General features: G+C 34.9%; 25 protein-coding genes and 2 pseudogenes. 10 read left to right on the top strand and 17 right to left on the bottom strand.

Annotated elements, in window-relative coordinates; translation table 11 throughout:
* Positions 1-89: 89 nt before the first annotated feature.
* The 4 genes from DBX25_RS13960 to DBX25_RS20660 all read left to right on the top strand — a co-directional run bounded on the left by DBX25_RS13960 (position 90) and on the right by DBX25_RS20660 (position 2,142).
* Positions 90-407, top strand: a complete 318-nt coding sequence (locus DBX25_RS13960; RefSeq protein ID WP_108671428.1) for an STAS domain-containing protein — start codon at positions 90-92, stop codon at positions 405-407.
* On the top strand, positions 407-1,252 hold the full coding sequence (locus DBX25_RS13955; protein WP_108671427.1) for a PP2C family protein-serine/threonine phosphatase: 846 nt from the start codon (positions 407-409) through the stop codon (positions 1,250-1,252). Before DBX25_RS13960 ends, DBX25_RS13955 begins: the two co-directional genes overlap by 1 nt.
* A gap of 130 nt (positions 1,253-1,382) precedes the next feature.
* On the top strand, positions 1,383-1,595 hold the full coding sequence (locus DBX25_RS20665) for a hypothetical protein (protein ID WP_157950972.1): 213 nt from the start codon (positions 1,383-1,385) through the stop codon (positions 1,593-1,595).
* Positions 1,596-1,626: 31 nt separating this feature from the next.
* Entirely contained in the window at positions 1,627-2,142 is a 516-nt protein-coding gene (locus DBX25_RS20660) for an STAS domain-containing protein (protein WP_157950971.1), read from the top strand.
* A gap of 94 nt (positions 2,143-2,236) precedes the next feature.
* Here DBX25_RS20660 and xerS read toward each other — a convergent pair whose 3' ends face one another.
* Positions 2,237-3,352 (bottom strand): tyrosine recombinase XerS, encoded by a 1,116-nt coding sequence (xerS, locus tag DBX25_RS13945; RefSeq protein WP_420812954.1) that lies wholly within the window; start codon positions 3,350-3,352, stop codon positions 2,237-2,239.
* A gap of 661 nt (positions 3,353-4,013) precedes the next feature.
* Positions 4,014-4,208 (bottom strand): hypothetical protein, encoded by a 195-nt coding sequence (locus DBX25_RS20935; RefSeq protein WP_205685237.1) that lies wholly within the window; start codon positions 4,206-4,208, stop codon positions 4,014-4,016.
* Between the two features lie 714 nt (positions 4,209-4,922).
* Between DBX25_RS20935 and DBX25_RS13935 the strand changes: the two genes are divergently transcribed.
* Positions 4,923-5,555: a hypothetical protein gene (locus tag DBX25_RS13935; RefSeq protein ID WP_108671423.1), complete on the top strand. Its 633-nt coding sequence runs from the start codon at positions 4,923-4,925 to the stop codon at positions 5,553-5,555.
* 22 nt (positions 5,556-5,577) lie between these two features.
* Positions 5,578-5,781 carry a hypothetical protein gene (locus DBX25_RS13930; protein ID WP_108671422.1) on the top strand — a complete coding sequence of 68 codons (204 nt, stop codon included), beginning with the start codon at positions 5,578-5,580 and terminating at the stop codon, positions 5,779-5,781.
* 64 nt (positions 5,782-5,845) lie between these two features.
* Here the strand turns inward: DBX25_RS13930 and DBX25_RS13925 are convergent, their stop codons facing one another.
* The gene (locus tag DBX25_RS13925) at positions 5,846-6,409 is read right to left on the bottom strand and encodes a tyrosine-type recombinase/integrase (protein ID WP_108671421.1); all 564 of its coding nucleotides are present in this window, start codon (positions 6,407-6,409) and stop codon (positions 5,846-5,848) included.
* A 283-nt stretch (positions 6,410-6,692) separates the two neighbouring features.
* Between DBX25_RS13925 and DBX25_RS13920 the strand changes: the two genes are divergently transcribed.
* Positions 6,693-7,118 (top strand): hypothetical protein, encoded by a 426-nt coding sequence (locus tag DBX25_RS13920; RefSeq protein ID WP_108671420.1) that lies wholly within the window; start codon positions 6,693-6,695, stop codon positions 7,116-7,118.
* Positions 7,119-7,199: 81 nt separating this feature from the next.
* On the opposite strand, the gene DBX25_RS13915 is transcribed toward DBX25_RS13920, so the two are convergent.
* From DBX25_RS13915 to DBX25_RS13900, 4 genes and pseudogenes are all read right to left on the bottom strand, one after another.
* A complete protein-coding gene (locus DBX25_RS13915) occupies positions 7,200-7,700 on the bottom strand; it encodes a hypothetical protein (RefSeq protein ID WP_108671419.1) in 501 nt (166 codons plus the stop codon).
* Positions 7,701-7,876: 176 nt separating this feature from the next.
* Positions 7,877-8,518, bottom strand: a complete 642-nt coding sequence (locus tag DBX25_RS13910; protein ID WP_157950970.1) for an ImmA/IrrE family metallo-endopeptidase — start codon at positions 8,516-8,518, stop codon at positions 7,877-7,879.
* A gap of 82 nt (positions 8,519-8,600) precedes the next feature.
* Positions 8,601-11,559 (bottom strand): annotated as a pseudogene (locus tag DBX25_RS13905) (Tn3 family transposase).
* A 71-nt stretch (positions 11,560-11,630) separates the two neighbouring features.
* On the bottom strand, positions 11,631-12,182 hold the full coding sequence (locus tag DBX25_RS13900; RefSeq protein WP_108671417.1) for a recombinase family protein: 552 nt from the start codon (positions 12,180-12,182) through the stop codon (positions 11,631-11,633).
* A gap of 287 nt (positions 12,183-12,469) precedes the next feature.
* Between DBX25_RS13900 and DBX25_RS13895 the strand changes: the two genes are divergently transcribed.
* Complete coding sequence (locus DBX25_RS13895; protein ID WP_108671416.1) at positions 12,470-12,868, top strand: hypothetical protein; 399 nt, start codon at positions 12,470-12,472, stop codon at positions 12,866-12,868.
* A gap of 126 nt (positions 12,869-12,994) precedes the next feature.
* Entirely contained in the window at positions 12,995-13,759 is a 765-nt protein-coding gene (locus DBX25_RS13890) for a SpoIID/LytB domain-containing protein (RefSeq protein WP_108671415.1), read from the top strand.
* Positions 13,760-13,797: 38 nt separating this feature from the next.
* Here the strand turns inward: DBX25_RS13890 and DBX25_RS13885 are convergent, their stop codons facing one another.
* From DBX25_RS13885 to DBX25_RS13830, 10 genes and pseudogenes are all read right to left on the bottom strand, one after another.
* On the bottom strand, positions 13,798-14,202 hold the full coding sequence (locus DBX25_RS13885) for a hypothetical protein (protein WP_108671414.1): 405 nt from the start codon (positions 14,200-14,202) through the stop codon (positions 13,798-13,800).
* 677 nt (positions 14,203-14,879) lie between these two features.
* Positions 14,880-15,428 carry a histidine phosphatase family protein gene (locus DBX25_RS13880; RefSeq protein WP_338066685.1) on the bottom strand — a complete coding sequence of 183 codons (549 nt, stop codon included), beginning with the start codon at positions 15,426-15,428 and terminating at the stop codon, positions 14,880-14,882.
* Between the two features lie 56 nt (positions 15,429-15,484).
* Positions 15,485-15,913, bottom strand: coding sequence for an NUDIX hydrolase (locus DBX25_RS13875; protein ID WP_108671412.1), 429 nt, complete (start codon positions 15,911-15,913; stop codon positions 15,485-15,487).
* A gap of 282 nt (positions 15,914-16,195) precedes the next feature.
* A complete protein-coding gene (locus DBX25_RS21400; protein ID WP_240620320.1) occupies positions 16,196-16,351 on the bottom strand; it encodes a hypothetical protein in 156 nt (51 codons plus the stop codon).
* A 367-nt stretch (positions 16,352-16,718) separates the two neighbouring features.
* Positions 16,719-16,982, bottom strand: coding sequence for a CPCC family cysteine-rich protein (locus DBX25_RS13865; protein ID WP_108671411.1), 264 nt, complete (start codon positions 16,980-16,982; stop codon positions 16,719-16,721).
* A gap of 69 nt (positions 16,983-17,051) precedes the next feature.
* A complete protein-coding gene (locus DBX25_RS13860; protein ID WP_240620310.1) occupies positions 17,052-17,396 on the bottom strand; it encodes an RDD family protein in 345 nt (114 codons plus the stop codon).
* A 227-nt stretch (positions 17,397-17,623) separates the two neighbouring features.
* Positions 17,624-18,010, bottom strand: a complete 387-nt coding sequence (locus tag DBX25_RS13855) for a DUF3221 domain-containing protein (RefSeq protein ID WP_157950969.1) — start codon at positions 18,008-18,010, stop codon at positions 17,624-17,626.
* 788 nt (positions 18,011-18,798) lie between these two features.
* Positions 18,799-19,083, bottom strand: a complete 285-nt coding sequence (locus tag DBX25_RS13840) for a hypothetical protein (RefSeq protein ID WP_108671406.1) — start codon at positions 19,081-19,083, stop codon at positions 18,799-18,801.
* 176 nt (positions 19,084-19,259) lie between these two features.
* Positions 19,260-19,519 (bottom strand): annotated as a pseudogene (locus DBX25_RS21765) (tyrosine-type recombinase/integrase); the annotation flags it as partial.
* A gap of 174 nt (positions 19,520-19,693) precedes the next feature.
* A complete protein-coding gene (locus tag DBX25_RS13830; protein WP_108671405.1) occupies positions 19,694-20,131 on the bottom strand; it encodes a hypothetical protein in 438 nt (145 codons plus the stop codon).
* Between the two features lie 160 nt (positions 20,132-20,291).
* Here DBX25_RS13830 and DBX25_RS13825 point away from each other — a divergent pair, with 160 nt between their 5' ends.
* Entirely contained in the window at positions 20,292-20,474 is a 183-nt protein-coding gene (locus DBX25_RS13825; RefSeq protein ID WP_108671404.1) for a hypothetical protein, read from the top strand.
* Positions 20,475-20,546: the final 72 nt, after the last annotated feature.

The following is a 20,546-nucleotide window of genomic DNA, read 5'->3' as shown; positions in this document are numbered from 1 at the left end:
CGAGTAGACAAAAGTGTCAACATCACCTAGAAATCACAAGGAACCCATGGGTGAGGTGTATCGCACCGTGGGAAAGGGAGGGAACCCAATTGGGATTACAAATTGAAAAGGAAGTCCAAGAGTTGACTGTAATATTGAAACTAAAGGGTATACTCGATATTTCGACCACGGGCACCGTCACGGCAATCCTAGAGGACCTACAAGGAATTGAACTATTAATTTTCGATTTTACAAATCTTGATTTCCTCGACTCCACAGGTATCGGGGCGATCTTGAATGCCATCCACCTGTCTCAGGAACGTGGATTCACCATTCGGCTACACGGAGTTAATGGACTAATCAACCATATTTTAGAGACAGTCGGCTTGTATCAACTACTAGGTGCCATACAAGGGGAGGTAATGTGATGTATCAAGATGGCCTCACTTTTCAATTTCAGGCAGAAAGCCCGGAAGATCAGTTGAAACAGGTTAAGGCACTCCAAAGGGAAATCAACTTAGCCCGCAATATCCAGACCTCCTTGCTAAACGGCAAAGTGCCGAAAGTGGAGGGGGGAGAAGTAAAGGGGTCTTCTCTTCCTGCACGGTTGATTGGAGGGGACTACTATGATTTTTACCCATTGGTGAATGGCAAGATTCGGATTGTCATCGGTGACGTGATGGGAAAAGGAATCCCTGCTGCTATGCTCATGATTTTGACCCGCGGAGCCTTTCGAAGCGCAGCGGAAAGCACACAAAGCCCTGGGAAAACCTTGACTGCTATGAACCAGGCTCTTTATGAGGACCTGCGATCATTAAAGTCATTCGTCACTCTGTTTTGTGCGGATTGGGACCCAGCGTCTGGTTTATTCACCTATGCCAACGCCGGTCATAACCTTCCGCTTTCAATCAACGGAAAGGACTGCTCGATTCAGGAACTGCCAAAAGTGAAGGGAATTATGGTAGGAGGCTTGCCCAACCAGGTGTACGCAGAAGAGTCTATCATATTAGAGGATGGAGATACCGTCTTCTTTTATACGGATGGCATCATTGAAGCGCAGGACAAAAACGGAGAGCAATATCAATTAGAAAGATTGTTTGATACCTTATTGAAGAACCAGGAAAAAGGAGTAGGAGACATGGAAAAGGCGGTCATGGATTCCATCCAGGCATTCACGATGGATGTCCCACAAAAAGATGATATCACGATGGTGTTGTTGAAAATCCGGAAGGAACGGGCAGACATTTCCAGTTACAATTCTCCCGTATTATAGATGGAGTTTCTTCTATTGTAGAGTGAGAGTCAAAGGTTGATAGATTATGAATCAGCGAGGATAGGATAGTGGATAAATTAGTGGAACTGCAGGAATATTTGCTGAATAACGCTACCAAGATGACAGAGGAATGGCTGGCTTTGCGCACGGAAGGAAAGGGGGATTATTCCTCGGATGCCCCTCAAAAGGTGACCGAAAAGTTGAAGCAAGAGAACCTCCATTTCATCAAGCTGGTAGCCGATTCCCTGGTCATGGAGGTTTGTTACTTGGAATGGTCCGAAAAGATGAGCGTGGAACTGGCCAATTCCAAGACCCCCCTGTATATGGTCTTGGAGAACTTTAGGAAGTCCAGGAAGATCTTTTGGGACTATACGGTGGAGTTCGCAGCCAATCATCCATTCACCACCTGGGAATTAGGAGAGTTGGGAAGTCAGGTGCATGCCATTTTTGATGAGATCATCGAGATCTTTTCTATTCAATATTACAAAGTAAACCAGAGAATCCTGAAATTGCAGAAGAATATGATTCTTGAATTGAGCTCCCCGGTAATTTCTGTAACCCCAAAAATAGGGATTTTGCCATTAATCGGGGAAATCGATAGCAATCGAGCCTTAATGATTGGGGAACAAACTCTACGCAAGTGTGATGAGCTGAAATTGGAATATTTGATTTTTGACCTATCTGGTGTAGCGATGATTGATACAATGGTAGCGAACCAATTGTTCGGGATCGTGAAGGCATTAAAAGTATTGGGAATCAAGGCCATCATCACGGGAATCCGTCCGGAAATAGCGATGACAGGGGTTCACTTAGGGCTGGATTTTACGGGAGTGGAGACGTATGGAAGCTTACATCAAGTCATGCCAAAGCTGTTGAAGGTGACAAGCTGAACCCTCTGTTAACGGGTGAGGGTTATCAAAAAATAGGCAGAAAAACAGAGGATATTTCCTTCTGCTTTTCTGCTTGGGAGGGTATGACCCCTCTTTATGTTTTCGTTCGACGATTTCCTAATTGGGCGGCTGCTTTCTTTGCTTTGTCACGGTCTGGGTTGATATAAAGAGCGGCGGTTGTCGTGGAACCGTGTCCGAGTTGCCTCATGAGGAGGTGGATATCGTTCGTTTCCTCCATGAGCTTCGTCCCGTACGTATGCCGTAATTTATGAGGGGACATGCTTTTTGAAAACGATTTCGTGTACTTTTTGACCAGTGCCTCAATCGCCCGGTTGGAGAGAGGGGAAGGCTCGTTGTTCCGCTTCGTCACGAAAACGAATTCGTGTTCATCCGTAGTAGCGTTATAACGGGACGGTCGTATATGTAGGTAGTTCTTCAAATCTTCCATCGATTCTGGCACAACCTCAGCGATATCTTCCTTGCCGCCTTTTCGAAGAACCTCGATGCAGTTTTCCTCAAAGTTTATGTGTCGAATCCGGAGGTTAGAAAGCTCATTGACCCGGATCCCACTTCCCAAGAAGAGAGACAGAATTGCTAAATCTCGTTCTTTGTCTCGTAGGAAATACCCTCGTTTTTTGGAGCCTTCAGGAAGCTCGTTTTCATACTCGTTCATCACATAATCCAAGAACCTGACATCATCATCATTCTGGAAAATCTTTGCCGATAGCTTAGTGGCACGGGCGTTGAGAGTTTCTTTCACCTTATGTACTTCAATTTTTTGCATGACGTTTCGATAGAAGTAGGGTTCTCCATCTTCCTGTTCCGTTTGAGTGGTTAAGTATTTGAAAAGAGAGCGAAGGGCTGATATCTTCCGGTTTACAGAGACTTTCTCGGGACGTTTCGTTTCCTTTTGGTTGACCGGAATCTCTCTCCGTTGGACAAACTTGAAAAAGTTTTGTGCCACTTCAAGTGGAAGGGTCTCCAACGCAGAAAGGGGAATGTCTTTCATGTCTTCGCATTCCACAATTCCTTCTGCCATGAGCCATTGTAAAAACAATTTATAGTCTAAAACATAGTTTAATAACGTAGAAGGAGAACGATAGTCAAACTTATCATCGACATACTCAGCCACATAGAAAGGCATAGTCTTCACGAGTTCATGTAGCTTTTGTTCATGCAATTGATGCTGTCGGGAAGTCGCCATAAAAATCACCTCAAATCTGTTTTGTCGATGGTTGTTTAATTGTGCGTATAATTCAATTTTTAAGCAAATTAGTTTACATAACTAAATTATCGAAGTCTAAATTGGACCTTAGAGAATAGTTTTTGAGAACATAAGATAAAGATCGAACTGTTTGTCCATTCTCTCTGGTATCTTCCGATACATTGTAGAATCTGTTACCCTACTATCCAGACCTTAAAATCTTAGCATTTTGTTCAATAAGGTACTAAATAGACCAACTCTGTGCGAATAATGAACCACGCGTTTCGTATAAGAGCAACGAGTAAAACCTAAGATATTTACTCGATCCTTTTGAATTCTTCTTTAGTATACCAAACATATGTTTTTCTTGCGACATTTAACTTTTCTTAAAATTAATATTTTACGCATAATTAAAGGGTGAGTAGTATTTAACAGTAGAATACTCTCCCATCTTGTACAGCGACAAGAACTTTACACCTCCATACATCTTTATAGAACTCGTTAGGCTTCAAAATTTTTCACAAACAAAACTTTTAATGAGCTATGAACTTTGGGCTTCATTTTACTAGCCCTGTTCCATTAGTGAAGATAAGTTTTTCTTATCATTGATGACTACATAACAGAAAAAAATTTTACTTCAGAACTGAAGAAAAGACTTAATGAAAAATCATTCTTCAATATTTTTGTTTAGTCCATGTATTTCTATGATAATACATATCAGTAATCCTATAATGATTCCAAAAAACATGCAGTATATTAAAGAGATATGATCTTCTCCTAACATACCACCTCCTATAAATAAACCAATAAATAACCCCAAAATCGCACCCACAATAATTCCGCCTGATATTCTATTTATCAACTCTTCAACGCCTTTCCCAAATGAATATTCCGAATGTATCTTAATAGATTCTAGATATATGGGGTCCTGGTAGCAAAACGCGGGAAACATACGTTAAGGACTTCTTGAGACGAATAATTGGAGATTTTCGTAGTCTAGGGGTACAGACAACAAAACGGAAATATTGTGCGTTGAGGCTGAAACCGTTGATATAAAAGGAATACTCCAATAATATTACAGCACAAAAACTAATTACCAAAAACAAAGTACAGTTAATTAAAGGTAAATCTTTTTTTGTAAATTCTTAACGTACATAACAAGCAATTTTTGTAGGTTAATTTGCTTACCGTACAAAATTACCGAAATGTTGGCGAGACACCATAAAACAAATTTTTTAGCTGGATTTTCATCTTTAATTGGATTATATCTCTAAATTATAAGTTAACATTTTCTATTACTTTTTAGTAAAAATCGTTTAGATGGGATTTGAACAATGACGTACTATTGAAATCGATCGATATAGCTCCTGTTTTCTAAAGAAAACGGCAAATATCAACAAGAGTATTCTTGTAGTAATATTTTAACAATTCAGGAAATTTATATGATAATCTAAGGGTGTTGTACAACAAAATATGGAAATTAAACCATTATATGGAAAGTAACTGATCAATACTCTACAAATTGAACTAAGGTACATTTTCGAATCATATAAAGTTATTAGGAGGATTCCACTTTATGATTAAAAAAGCTCTCTCTATGATGTTTGCATTTCTGTTAATGTTTTCTAGTGTAGGTTTTGCGCAAGTCCAGGGTGAACCTACACAAAACCCGGCTTCTGCATCCGCGTCATACTACTATTGGAAAATAACGAGTACTTCTAATTATGGTAACGTTACAAAAGGTTCATGGGTCCATCTTTATACAGGTTATCCAGCCACTAGAACTGGCGAAGTGGACACGATTTCGGCTTCCGTAACATATACACATCAAATTGCAGGTACAGTCAATGTAACTAATAGTGTAGTAAGTGCTGAAGTTGGCTATACGATTGGTCAAGATAAACAGTTTTCGATTTCCAGAGAAACTCCACCACTAAATAAAGGCGAATATGTAAAAGCGTTTTACATTAAATCATATAGCAGAACCACTCTTAATCAACGTCAATATTTTTATGATTTAGGTACTAGCTATCCAACAAGTAATTATGCTACTGGATATGCAGATGAAGCAATCCTGCCACAACTTAGATTAGAGTACTATTCTTCTACTGCTAGAAGTGCAGGGCCAACAAAAGTAGAGTATTATGAAAATATCGACGGTGAATATGTTCAAGTAAATGAAGAAGAACTAGGAGAAAATGTAGAATAAATAAAAAATGGGGAGAAATCATATGAGATCAACAGGAATGATTGTATTTTCAATTGGATTAATCGGTCTTTCACTAGTATTTGGTTTAGCCAAATTAACCATGCATGTAGATTCTATTCAAGGAGAATATCATTCTAATTGGTATAAATATCTTAATGCAGAAATGCTTATTCCTGTATTGGTAACTCTTATAATTGGATTAGTCCTCTGTAAAAAGAAAAACTAGATAAATAGAAAAAGGTCAACAATTCTAATGTTGACCTTTTTCTATTTATCTAGCACCTTTTTAGTTAAAGTACAAAGTGACTTAAACTATTCTCAATTTCCTCATCACTGATTCCGATATATTTAAGTGTGACTTCAGGGTGGGAATGATTCAAAATCATCTGCAAGGCTGCCACATCCTTCGTCTGTTTGTAGTACCAATAACCAAACGTTTTCCGCATAGTATGGGTTCCTATTCCGTCTATCATATCCACCATGCCTGCGGCTTTATTGAGCTGTCTGTACGCCTGGATCCTGGTGATAGGCTGAGTCCCTTTACGGCTTGGAAAAAGCCATTCTGTGCCGTGTAACGCCTGGATATAGGCATTTAATTCCTCGTAGATATTGGATAAATGAATGGTTCTTGGTTTAGCTGTTTTTCCTTCTTTCACAATCCACTTCTGTTTTCCCTCTAATTCGCTCTTTTTGAGCTTCAGTAAGTCACTCACACGTAAACCCGTATTAATCCCTAACAGAAACAACATGTAATCTCGTTCCGAACAATGCCTCCTCAAGCTCCATTTCATGTCCGCAACCTTTGCCAGGGATCGGATCGGCTGCACGTCTTTAATTTCCTCTTTTTTGTTCATGGTTCTTCCTCCTCTGATTTCAAACCCTCATCAAATTAAGGATTTGAATGTAACATATTTTAGATTAAAGATAGAATACCATGCTTAATTTGCGGAATCCATATTTATATGGTTTTTAAAAGTAACATAATAACCATTATGTTACTTTTGTGATTTTTATACCGTCGTAACGATTTTTAATTTTTTTGACGACTAAAAAAGGAATATGTAATTTAATGTAGAATCTATATAACAAAAAAAAAAAAACATTTTAGTAAAAAAATGTAAAAACGGAGCTAGGAAAATGAAAAAGATTATTTTGGGGATTATAGTTGTTTTTACAATGTTTTCTACAGGAATAAACCATGCCGAAGCTGCTGCCTCAACATATTATTGCTCTGATGTAGAATACAAATGTATAGGAATCAAATTTACTAGTTGGGGAACTAACATGGCAGAATCAGCAAGTATTTATATACCTTATGGCGCAAAAGTTTTAATTTCAGGTAGTACTGAGGATAATAGTTTATTCTCCATGTCGTTTTATCCAATTGATTCTAATGGAGCATCTGCTGGACCTCTTGTGGGAGTGGCACCGTTTGGTGGAGGAGATTGGACTGAATACACAAACACAAAAGCCGGATATTACAGAGTTAGAGGGCTTTGTGGTGATTCAAGTGATCAAGAAAGATGTGTAGGTTTAGGAACAATCAGTTTTTATACCGAATAAATACAACAAAACAAAAAGGTAAACCCATTAGGTTTACCTTTTTGTTTTATTGTATTTAAATGAAAACATTATTAGGAGTTCTTATATAGAATTAGCTATATGAATAAGGTCTTTTTCTGTAATCTTAGGTGATCTAATATGATTAATTGATACAGAATAAGCTAAACGGTTTTTTACAAAATGAATTCTTAATAGGTCGTGTCCCTTTCTAATATAAGCTTTCGTACTATCTGCTAGCACTACTTCGCGTCCTTTTATTTCATCGTAATAATTAATGTCTGAACTAATGAAAATTTTGAAAATTTGCTTTGATGTATGGTTATAGTAATATAAGTCTAATTTCCCTTCATTATCAATTTTTCCAAATTTATATGTAACTTTAAAAGGATATTTCTTTGGAAGACTAACTTTTCTTTCATATGCTTGTTCAAAATCCCCTAACGCTTCATCAAAATCTCTATAACCAAATTTTGTGAAGTTCTCCACGATTTCGTCTTTTTTAATTTTTTCGGCCATTACTACGTGTTTATTTGAAATTATCGCTAATAACAGTAAAACGATTAGAGTAATTTTTTTCTTCATGATCAAATCTCCAGTTGTTTTTGATTATATTTGTCCCATTTTATTTAATTTTTATTCTGGTGGGAGTAATGTAACAACAATTTTCTACTGATCGCTGTTTATGTTGGGTGTAACGCAAGAAAAAAATAAGGGGATTTACAATGGTTAATTGTAAATCCCCTTATTGCTATATAGATCTAATTTTTCATTTTTGTTAACAAAGTCATAACTGCATTATATGTGGGGTTGTAGATTGAACTTTCATATAACAGCTCATTTTTTATTGCTTCATTTATCCAAACGTTAGCGTTCACTGTTCCTTCTTTTAATTCTTCTTCTTTACTTGGGTGAGAAAGAAGTTCATACGCTTTACTGTTTTCATCTAAAGGAAGTCCTTTTTCCTTCACTAACATGTTACCAGAGAATACTTTATCTATCTTGTAATTACTTGAGTTTATTAATGCAAATCGACTTTTATCGTATTCAATAAGGCGATGACACAAAGATGTTAATGATACTTTATACTTCTCATCTGCCAATGTTTTTAAATCTTTTAAGCTTATTTTATCGGAAGATAACGTCGATAGATCTTTTCCTAATAGTTCAGGTGGCGTTATCAAACTTGCAGCGAATGCTCCAGCTTCCATTTCTTCATTATCGTCAGTTAAAATGGTTGATTTTCCAGCTTTTCTATAAAAATAAGAATCTTTGGTATGCCATGGTAGTACTAAGTGTCCAATTAAAAAGGCTACGGTAAATTTTACTCTCGCTGTATGTGTAATATTTTCGTTAAGGATGATTGTATTACTTTTTTTTATTAATAGGGGTCCCGGTAGCAAAACGCGGAAAACATACGCTAAGCTAAAATGGACCAGAAAAAAGCCTTATTTTCCTACTCTAAGAAAAAAAGGCTTTCATCTTTTAAATAATTAATGGTCTTAACGAACCTAAATTAGTAGTTTTGTTCATATCAAAGGAGTACTCCCCAAGGAAATTAATATGTTCCCATCCCAAAGGTGAAATATGTTGCATTAATTCCTCTTTGAAAACCCCCTTTTCCTTAAGAACAGAGGTAGCTTCTGTAAGATATACTGTGTTCCAAATGTTAATCGCATTAATCAGGATATTTAGAGCACTTGCTCTTTGGAGTTGTTCCTGAAGTCCTCTTTCTCTTAACTCTCCTCTTTTTCCAAAGAAAATTGCACGAGCTAGGCCATTCATAGCTTCTCCCTAGTTTAATCCTTTTTGTACTCTTCGTCGTAGAGCTTCATTAGAGATATAATCTAAAATGTAAATGGTTTTTTCAATTCTTCCCATCTCTCTAAGCGCGGTTGCCAACTTATTTTGACGTGAATATGACCCTAATTTGCTCATTATAAGAGATCCCGATACTTTTCCTTCTCTATTAGAGTGAGCTAATCTTAATACATCATCAAAGTTATCAAAAATCAACTTTGTATTGATTTTTCCTCTTAATATACTTTCTATATTTGGATAGTCTCCGGAACTACTTATTGTATATAATTTTGTATCCGAAAGATCCCTAAGTCTCTGTGCAAAGCGAAAACCAAGTATGTGGCTAAGGCCAAAGACTTGATCAGTGTATCCAGCAGTATCCGTATAATGTTCTTCTATAACTAAGTCTGATTCATGATGTAATAACCCATCTATGACATGGACTGCATCACGGGCATTAGTATTTATGACTTTTGTATAAAAACTGGAATATTGATCACTTGTAAAACGATAGAGAGTGGCACCTTTACCAGTTCCATAATGAGGATTTGCATCCGCATGTAACGATGAAACACCAACTTGCACACGCATTCCATCAGATGATGATGTTTTTCCTTCACCCCAATAGGATGATAACGCCAGTTTATGTTGGAAATTCACAAGTTTAGACTGTGCTTTAATTAAAGCATCATCATATAATCTCCATTGAGCTGTATTTGCCATTTGATAATAGGAAATACCAGGTGTAGCTTCTGCCATTTTAGTAAGTCCAATGTTGGTACCCAATGCCATCAATGTAGCGATTAGTACAGACTTTTCATTTCCTTTAGGTACACGGTTAGTTGCGGCATGAACAAATGCTTCATCAAACCCTGTCCAACCTGAGACTTCTATTAGTAAATCCGATAGTTTAATTCGAGGTAACATGTTGTACAAGGATAAACTATATGATCGTGCTTCTTCTGGGGTATCTTTTTCTAATCGATTAACATGCAATTTTGAGTTATTAATATTAATGCCTTCAAGTGTACCTATGTTATTTGAAACCCATTTGAGACGGCTTGAAAGTGAATCTAATCTCTCATCCAGATATTCTTTTGCGGACAGGTTAATTGCTAATCGGTGTCCATTAACCTTAGCTTTTTTCCATTCTTCTCCTGAAGTTAAATATTCATCGAAATCCTTATGGAGTCGGCTTCCAACAACGTATACATCACCAGAACGGATATGATTTTTCAGTTCATTTAATGCTGCAATTTCATAATAAGCGCGATTAATATTACCTTCATTATCGCAAACATGTTTTTGCCAACGATTTGGTAAAAAATCCATTGGAGTATCTTTAGGAAGTTTTCTTTTCCCAGTGTCGTTTATCTCACGAAGTGAATCTAAGGCTCTCATTAGTGGGCTTGATGCTTGAGTTGACCGAAATTCAAGGGAATTGAGTAGTGCAGGTGTGTACTTCCTTAAATAGGAGAATCTGTTTCCAATTAAATCTATGTAATCAAAATCCAAAGGACGAGCTAACTGTTTTGCTTCCTCAACTGAATGAATCATTTTTTCCCAAGGTATAACTTGCTCAAGGGTTGTAAAAGGATCAAGTCCTTGTTCCTTAGCTTTAATGAGTGCCACACCAATATCTATGAAATGATTAATTTTTTCATTTAATGATTTCCCATTTTGCTTTTGGATCTCTTCTTGAGATTTCCTACCTTTTGACTGTAAAAGCATCATTTGTCTATCATGAATTTCAATCGCCTGGTCAATCAGATTCTGGCTAAGGACTGAAAGGTAAGCAACTAAAATAGCATACCTTTTGTTTTCCCTAAATCTGTTTAAGGATTGAGAGTTGTACTTTGCCCCCAATCTAGCTAACTGTAGTAGTTTATTAGGATGTATAGCATCCAAATTAACATTAAGTTTAATCGATCGAATATATTCTAATCGTTCAATTACTTTTAAAAAGGCATCGGGTGATGATTGACCAGGTATCTCTTTTAACCAACTAAATCTTGTCTTCGTACCATTAATGCTCCCATTCAAGACTTCGTTTAACTTCATTAATTGTATATTGGTAAGGGAATTTGTTAATAGATTAAATAACTTTTCCTCTGCACGAGTCTTGGTCTCCCACACCAGTCTTTCAAGAGTTGTCATACCAGGCATAATAATTTTATTCTTCTTAAGATGTTCGTGAATGGTATTCAATAAATACATAGTATTCCCATTGCTCATTGCATGCTGTAAAAGAAATCTTGAAGCTTTTCTGTATTCAAATAATGTGAAATTCTTGAAACCGTATAAATTTCTTAATTCTTCAAGGTGTTCATACTTAGTCGCTTCGCGTGTTGAGTATAAGGAAAAAGATTGGGGATCTACATGAAGTTGTTTTGCAACATGTTTTATTACAGATTCAGGAATAGGTTCAACATCGTTAATTGACCATCCCGGATAGCGAAGCACGCATAACTGAATGGCAAAGCCCAAACGGTTGTAGTCTCTTCTACGTTTTTTTATTATATCTAAGTCAAAATTGTGATAGAGTAAAGTATTTACCTAATTCTTGTTCACTAATATCTTCTGGAATTCTTACAAACTCTAATCTTTGCTCGGAAGTAAGTAACTCTCTTCCTCTTAATGACATGATTACCATTCCTTTAAAAGTTATAGACAGTGTTGTAAATACATAGAAGAGGTTCAGTATATGAATTTTTGTTATTTACTTAGATAACGATAAATTGTGGTTCTAGAAATCCCCCACATATCGGCAATATCTTTGATGGGTGTTCCATTGGCAACCAATGTTTTTAAGATTTCAGTTTGTTTCTTATCCAATTTCTCTGGTCTTCCACCCAACCTACCTCTAGCTTTAGCTGCTATTCTTCCTGCTGTAGATCGTTCTTGAATTAGATTGCGTTCAAACTCTGCAAAGGCAGCAAATAAATGAAACATTAATTGTCCTGTCGCGCTGGACTTATCCATAATGATGTTCTCTTGTAAACTTTGAAAACTAATTCCTCTACTATTAAGATCATTAACAATTTTTATAAGATGTTGCATATTCCTACCTAAACGATCTAGTCTCCAAACAACTAGAGTATCACCAGGACGAACAAACCTAAGAGCTTCCTCAAGTCCCTTCCTTTTATCTTTGGCACCACTTATTTTGTCAGTCAAAATTTCCTCACATCCATGTGCAATTAAAGCGTCTATTTGTAAATCCAAATTTTGATCTCCAGTCGAGACACGAGCATAACCAACCTTCATAAAATACACCTCATTTCTTTCCATCTATAATAAAGTGTAACATAACTTAATTTAGAGTAATTAACTGAACATAGATTTTATGACAGAGTTTATGAACACATTTTGCAAAAAAATAATAGAAAGCTAGTATTGAAATCTCCGTGTCCAGAAAAGGATGAGTTTATTGACATTATATATCATCAGTAGTATAAATTAACTATTTTTACCAACTAAAAAGGATAATTATCCCAAATGAGAATTTATATATGGGAATAAAAAACTAAAAATTGATGGAGGTATCATGTGAAATGAAAAGATTTTTAAGTTCCATGTTGATTTTATGTTTATTTCTATCTTTACTAGGACAACAAGCCTCAGCAACTGCACAAAGCACTAAAATAGTCATTCAAGACCCCTTGGAGTTGATTGATGAACTAACCAAAATGATTAATACAAAAAAGTGGAATCAGCTTTCATCACTGTATAGTAAAGAAATGTCGAATGAAATTAATTATTTCTATTCCAATAAAAATAATGAAGATAACCATTTAGGATACTTTAATATCAAGTCTTTAAAAATCTTGGACTATAAAATAATTCCTACTGACAAAAGAGATTTTTATCCTGTAACTAATGTAGATTCTCAACTACTTTATGTTGCATTTGATATGAAAGTTTTTGAAGAAACAAAGCATTTTTTAAATTGAGTAAACTATCACATTATTGAAGTAGTTCCTGATGGAGATCAATTAAAGATTCAAAAATTTTCAAACGCACCAGTAGACATCATTAATGAACTTAATGTAGGGTTTGGTACCACCGATGAAAGAGAAATGGCTAGTCTTGAAAAATCAAAATATCAAGGGATATTTTTAAATCGGACTGGAAAAGTAATTCATAAGAATAGTGTTTCTAATAATCAAATGAAAAATAGAAGGGGTGGGAAAGACAAATTAAATATTGAAGAGGCAAAGTCCAAATTAATGGGGAATAAGGTAGAAAATACAAATGAACTTGTAACAGTGGCATCACTTCCGTCTGTAAGTGAACAACATATTGAACCAAGTTGGATTGATGTTTACATGTCAGGTAAATATAGTGCAAATACGCTTGAGCATGGTTGCAAATATTGTGTAAAGGATGTTGACTTCTATTATTACCAAACTTATGTATTACCTAACGAATGGGAAATAACCTGGCATCAGAATTCACTTCAAGCAGGTGCACTTTGCGTCAAAATGTATGCATGGTATGCTGTCAAAGATCCATTACACGATGATTTAAATGCAGATATTAGGGATGATACTTATGACCAAGTTTATATTGCTGGAAGCGATAAATCATCGACTAATAGTGCAATTAGTGCAGTCGGTGGAATAGGTTTACACAGAAAGGTTGATCAGTACTTATTCTTAACTCAATATAGGGCAGGAACACCAGGAGTAATTGGGGCACAGTCCTCTGGAATGGTTGAACAAGAAGGAACCCAAGTGTTAGCGACGAACGGAAAATATGTATATGAAATACTTGGGCATTATTATAATGGGTCTTCTAAAGTTGGAGGCTACGGGAAAATATTTGAATTCTTTGTATATTAATAGAAAAAATAAGATTGCCCTAATTTATTGGGGCAATCTTATTTTTTACAATCAGTAACATTGAATAAAAATTTATCTTCTTTTTTACCATCATTTCCGATGGCTGTAACTTCAATATGGCTGTTTACTAGGATACTTGGATATTTCCAGATAATACTCCAGCCATCATCTTCATTGTTATCTTTCCCAATTAATTTTTTCAAATAGTAGGTTCCTGTTCCTGTAGGAGTTGCCCAGAACAAAATCTCCTTAGTATTGATAGCATTAACATTAATAGTTAGTGAACCACCTTCAGGTAAGCAATACCATACCCCATTCTTTTTATAATTTTCCTTAATCCAATAATCTTTTATAAATGGATCTGAACTACTTGCATTCGCATTTAAACTCCCATTACTAACGATAAGGACGAATAGAAATATAAATTTCAATATAAGTTTCATCTATGTTTCTCCATTTAATTTTTTTTATTATTTACAATTTCTTTTTTCTCTATTCAATATTTCCTGTGAAAACATATACGAGAGGGTATTTTCGGACTTAGCGTATGTTTTCCGCGTTTTGATACCGGGACCCCTATATTCAATTAATCCTTCTTCCACACTTCTGTGCCTTTCCTACCATAGTAGTATCTAATCAAACTAAAAATAGACGATCATGCTTCTGGATTACCGCCACTAATAGTACAGAAATATTAATTGAATCATTTCTTTTGTAAATGCCAAAAGAACAAGAAAACTCCAACTATTATTGAAATATATTCCCAAAAAACGAAGTGAAAAATGAAATCATCCTAATTCCCCCTTAGACTATTTTATCTATTAGTATTTAGGTTTTTATGAAATTCAAGATTTTCCTGTTTCTAAGTATTTTTATATTTTGGGTATCCGCAAAGATTACTTCCGTCTTTATCAAATGAAGTTAGAAAAACAAAATTGATTAGTATCTCTCTATATTAGGTTCTACCCTGCTTCATATAGGTGATTTTTGTATGGTGATGAAATTATCCTTTTTTTACAAAACTGACACTATAGTGACATATCATCTTATTAAAAGAGCGATAACCCTTCTGGATATCGCTCCCTATAGTGTATTCTTCACTATCTGTCTTCACTTTTTTCTAATCTTGGTTCCATAACCTTGCATAAGTAATATTATCATTTTGAATTTTCAAGAGAAAAACATCAGGGTTGGATAGATTTTGCCAATCATCAAATCCAAAGTTTTTATTGACATAATTTAATAATAAAGCCATTAAATTACCGTGTGTAACAATGATTGTATTTTCATTCTCACTATTAAATACCTTTTCTACAACCCCTATTATTCGTTTTGCTGCTTCTTGACTAGACTCTCCACCTTCAAATTTCAATTCAAAATCGTCAAATGTATTTCTTAGCTTTTCATACCAATCAGAGTAATTATTAGTGCTTAGTACACGTTCTGATAATAGGCTATTCAACTCAATCTCAACATTCAATAGATTTGCTAGTGGCTGTATAGATTGAATAGCACGCTTATATGGGCTTGAAATAATACAATCTATTTTAGTGTCAAGAAAAAATTCTGCTAATTCTAAAGCTTGTTTATCCCCTTTATTCGTAAGCTTTGCTTCGGATGGCTGTCCTTCAGCTTCACAGTGCCTAATAACATAGATTTTCTTCATCATTCCTACTCCACAAAGATAAATATCTTAGTTAATTAATTAATTGATTTGATACTAGCTTAATATTTATGTAGCAACAAATCTGCTCGTTTGATACTTTCCTTAGTCCAAGATGGGACTTTAGGGTGATTAATCACCTCTTCGGTACTCATCCAATAGATATTTGCTACTTCTTTGGGGCTATTTCTAAAAGGTACACCATATTTATGTTCACAAAGAAAAACTATATCAATAACCTTACATCCATCATCAGCTAAAAATGATGAGCTATGAACATATTTCAAGTTATCCTTTACTTCAACACCAACTTCCTCAAGAATCTCTCGCTTAACTGTATTTTCAATAATGTCGTATTTATTTCCCTCATCTTCAACTTGCCCACCTACTAAAGAAAGAGTCCCAGCTGCGTGTCCCAGGTATGAATCTCGTTCTATAATTAGCCATTTCCCATCTTTAAAAATAGCTCCTTCAACATTTACAACAAACATTCGTATCCCCTCCTGCTAAACATTGTATATTTATTTACTAATTATAGAATATATGGAAAAGTTTTGGGTGTTTTTTCGTGATTTATTGTACTGAACTCCCTTTACTCCAATAAAAAAGCCACCACATCAGGTGGATCTTTAACTCATGCCCTATTAATATCTACTTCAGTAAATCAAATAAGCTTTCCTTGTGAGAGTTTGATAATTTTATTAAATCAAAATTCCCACTGCTTAATAGCCCTTTTATATGATTGAATTCGTTCCATGCCAAATCGTAGGGACCTATATCAATAATTCCCGTTGATAAAGCATCCTCAAGTTCCTCCGCATCTTTTCGATTACTTCACCAGTAGGCAACAAAACAATATCTAAGAATAAGTCATCCCACCAAGGAATCCCATTTTCTATTCCATTGAAAAGCATATATCTATATACCATTGAACAATGTCACCATTAGCATCAAGCATTGTCGTTACCGAATGATTTTTTCCCCAAGGAAATTGCTGAAGCCACATATATCCATCATCCACAATGCATACATTTTTCTCGCCATCATTAACAAATGAGGGTTTAGATACCTCAATGGTTTGGAGTAAAGTTATATAGCCCTTAAAATCATCCGTATCAAGAAATGATTGGGTGTATTGTCTTTGTAAAACTCGTTTCCATTATGAACGATTCCCATATCTCCTTTTTAGCATCGTTATCCACCAATTAACTTTTTTTCTTATAATACCATTAGAAAGGAGGACAAGGGTTTTTCTTCTTAAGCTAACCTCCCCCTATAGCTGAAGAAAACAAGTCATTATAATGGTTTCCAATTTGGATCCTTTTCGTCGTTCTCATTAGGCTTTCTAACAAACTCCGTACACCTTTCTTCGCAGGCTCCGAACACAAGGGAATTTTTTTGAGCTTGCCTTAAGGAGGGAATATTGGCTCCTCCCTCATAATCTGGATCACTGAACTGCACTCCGTCATCTTCCCAAAAACAAATACCACAAATGTCATATGTTCCTGGTGGTTCTTCATCTAATGTATTATAACCGCAACAACGACAAGTATATTTCATACATGCACCCCCTTTTGAAAATATCCTTCTTAAGCTAACGGGGACTTATAAAAACAATCTATCTAATAATTATTCTGAAGTTACATATGTACCTCCAATAATATCGTGTATCCCTCTTTTATCATCACGAAAAATTATCATTATAGTACTTATAATCGCTGAGATGCCAAAGGTATTTGTAGAAAGTAAATAATTACTTATAAACTCTCTTAAAATCATATTTTTAATTGTTACTTTACCTTCATCAATTCTTTTTACTTTAATTCTAAATAATCTTTTTCCGATAATATAACCACTCCAAATTACAGGAGTAGTTGTTAAATATAAAGTATAAATTAATTGCCAGGAGTATGTTCTTGTCCATTCAATTAAGTATTCTCCATTGATTACATAGAAGACAATACCAGTAATCATGATGAAAATTAAGGCATCTAAGAAACTGGCAAAAAATCTTACACTTGTACTTGCAGGAAATTGGCCATCTGCTAACGATGAAGTTTTATTCGTTTCAATAAAGGTTTAATTGTGGAAATCAAATAATATCTCTCCCTAAATCATTTCCTATTAAATTCGAAAAAAAGTTGATAAATCCTTTATTGAACAATCCTGGCACTTTCGTTAAACAAAGAGAAATAAAAAACCTATTTTCCTTCTTCAATAATTTCAACTTTTTTCGAATCCGTTTGCGGTGGATTTGACTCCATTTGCGGCTGACCTTTTGTATACCATACAATGACTTTGTGACCCACTTCGATTTTCTTGTATTCATCCTCTTGAACGAAAAAGTATGTGGCTGTGTGGTCATCTTGTGCTTGTTTTATTAGTTCTTCTTTTGACTTTTTTTCAATATCTTCTTTTGTAATATTTTTCATAACGAGTATTTGGAAACCGTTTTTATTTCGTTTTTCAACAATATATCCTTCATTTTTTATGTCATTAGTAGGGGTTTTTAAACCTTTTTCATTATTTGAACAGGCTGACAAGACAAACATTATAATAAATAAGGCTATAAAGAAATTTCTTCTCATAATATCTCTCCTCATACATTAGACGATTGCCCTTTTTAGTTGTTACACTATCCTGACCTTTACCACCATAGAAGCATTAATTCCATAATAAAGAGCGATAATCCTTCTGGATCATCGCCCTGTTAATAAACTTCCAAAAAATATAATAACAATTAACACTAATGATAACCCTAACGTGAGAATAACTGTTGATAAACTCCTAACAATACTTTTCCAGTCTCGTACACCAGAAAAGCCAATTAACCCAAACACAAAGGTTATTAATGTAAGATACAGTAGGATATGTAAGGGATGAGCACCAAAAATAGAATTAATTCTAAAACCAGAAAATGAGACCAAATAAAATAACACAACGCATATTATTGACAATACAAATGACCATATATTAAATTTTTTCACCACCCATAGTCCTCCTTACACGTACCAATTTATACATATTGTTAAAATCAAAATCTTCTTTGTTTGATAAAGTTTACTAAGGCTATTAGCAATTTCGAAAACCCAATAACCAAATACCAACCCTTTCCCTCATAAGAAATCATAAGTACAAGCTCCCACCAATTTGATGGACCTGAATTGGGGCAACCTTGACAGTACGGATAAGCAAAAATAAAGGGTAATATTCCTACAATTGATAGCATAGCTCCTAACATCATTAATAAGGTATAAACATTTTCATAAATCACCTTCAAGTTTAATATTATCCAAGAGTCATTATTGAAGTATCCTACCCCGTTTGTCTAACAAGAAAAGCTGCCGAAATGGCAGCCTGAAATGAAACGCGTTGGTTAAATTATATTTTTCAGCCAAGTCATCATACGAGTAACATCAATTGGTTCAAACCAAGTAATCAAAAATAGAATCAAGAAAATAGAGAAAAGCGATATTAATTTGAGCCTACCTTTTTCTTGTTTCGCAATTGCTGCGAAACTAAAAATAACTCCTAATATCAAGAATATAAGCCCTATAAGGACAACTGGTTCATAATAACCTTCAAATATCCACTTCATGCTTAATGAAAGAAGACCGAGAATGAAAAAGATTACTGACCATATACTTAACGTTAAATTCATAAGTGTCCCTCCACTGAAACTATTTTACCATATTTCGGTAAATGATAGATAATATCTTGTTGAACTAAACTGCCTTTAGCTCAATAAAAACTTCAACAAAAAAGAGCATTAATCCTTCTTGGATCACCGCCCCCGATAGTTCAATAAAAAATGCTGCAATAGCAGCACTTGAGTAATTAAAAGAACTTTTTATATAATTCACGTCTTAATTGTCCACTTAGATAAGCGTACACCCTAGTTGTTTCGCTCTTTTCATGTCCCAGTAAATTTTGTATTACTTCTAAAGGTGCTCCATGATTAATTAATGTAGTAGCATAACCATCCGATGTGTTGCTCTTATTGTAACAAACAGAGCTTGTTGATTATCTGTTCTTTCTTCTAAGTATCTTTTTAACCAAATACTACATCTAGTGTTAAAATATACTTCTCTTTTTTTTCCCTTTATGGTTGAGGAGAATAGCCTTGAATTTGTTTATCTTCTTTATATAGTTGTCACGCTTCAGATACTATCATTGGAATAACTCCCAGGTCTTTTTACAGGTAGTATTCACCTCTAAAACATAATTGAGTTATTGCCGCCGGTAGCTTTATAAGAGTCTTATGGTTTTCCTTAATCAAATGCTTGAATCAGGCTATCTACCTCATTAATCTCACCTTTAATAAAACTTCCCAATTTTCTTGTGAAATCATCTAATTGACTAAGGATAGTAACAATACAAAAGGTCGCACGCATACTATAAGGACTTGCATTCTTATTATCAGCAGTTACCTCAATTCCTACATATCCTCGATTACCATATAAAAAACATCGCATAGATAGAAAATGACTTGCATTTTCTACATCTTCCCCAGTAATCCATATAAATTCCTTTTGTTTAAAGTTCGAAAATTCCATTACTCCGTTTCTTAATTCTTCTAGCTCTTCATTATCTGTATAAATATCAATGTTTACTTTGCAATTATCAGTAGAAAAATCTAAATTTAACTCAAAGAAATTTTCGTCATCATCAAGCCATATCTTTTTTAATTTCAAACTTGGTTCAGGCATCTTTAGTCCCCTTGGTCGTTATTATTTAAATTGATACGGAATTATTACACAAAACTCCCGTTTGCTTAACAAAGTTTATTTAGATTCTTCAAATACTTACTCCTACATATCTGTCATCTGTTAAAATTGGGATATATTACAAATTAGTAGGAGGACCAAGATGATTTCAAGGAAAAGGCTAGGTATATTTCTTACCTTTTTGGGTGCTTTAATCGTTATCATTCATCTTCAGTTTCTAAATCCTGAATGGTTGTACATCCGCTGGATGGGGACTGCATTATTCTTTATTGGGCCTTTTTTAGTTCCTGATTACGAAAAGAAACCGAAGGCGGATAATAACTAAATTATTTGATTAGGGTAAACGCTTTGCGGATCCTGTCTTTGACTACCTTCTTTCCATATCAGGGGTAGTCTT

It is taken from the genome of Peribacillus acanthi, assembly GCF_003073175.1.
GTDB lineage: Bacteria > Bacillota > Bacilli > Bacillales > DSM-1321 > Bacillus_BN > Bacillus_BN acanthi.
Note: the sequence above shows the minus strand (reverse complement) of the source record. Positions and strands in the feature narration are given on the sequence as shown.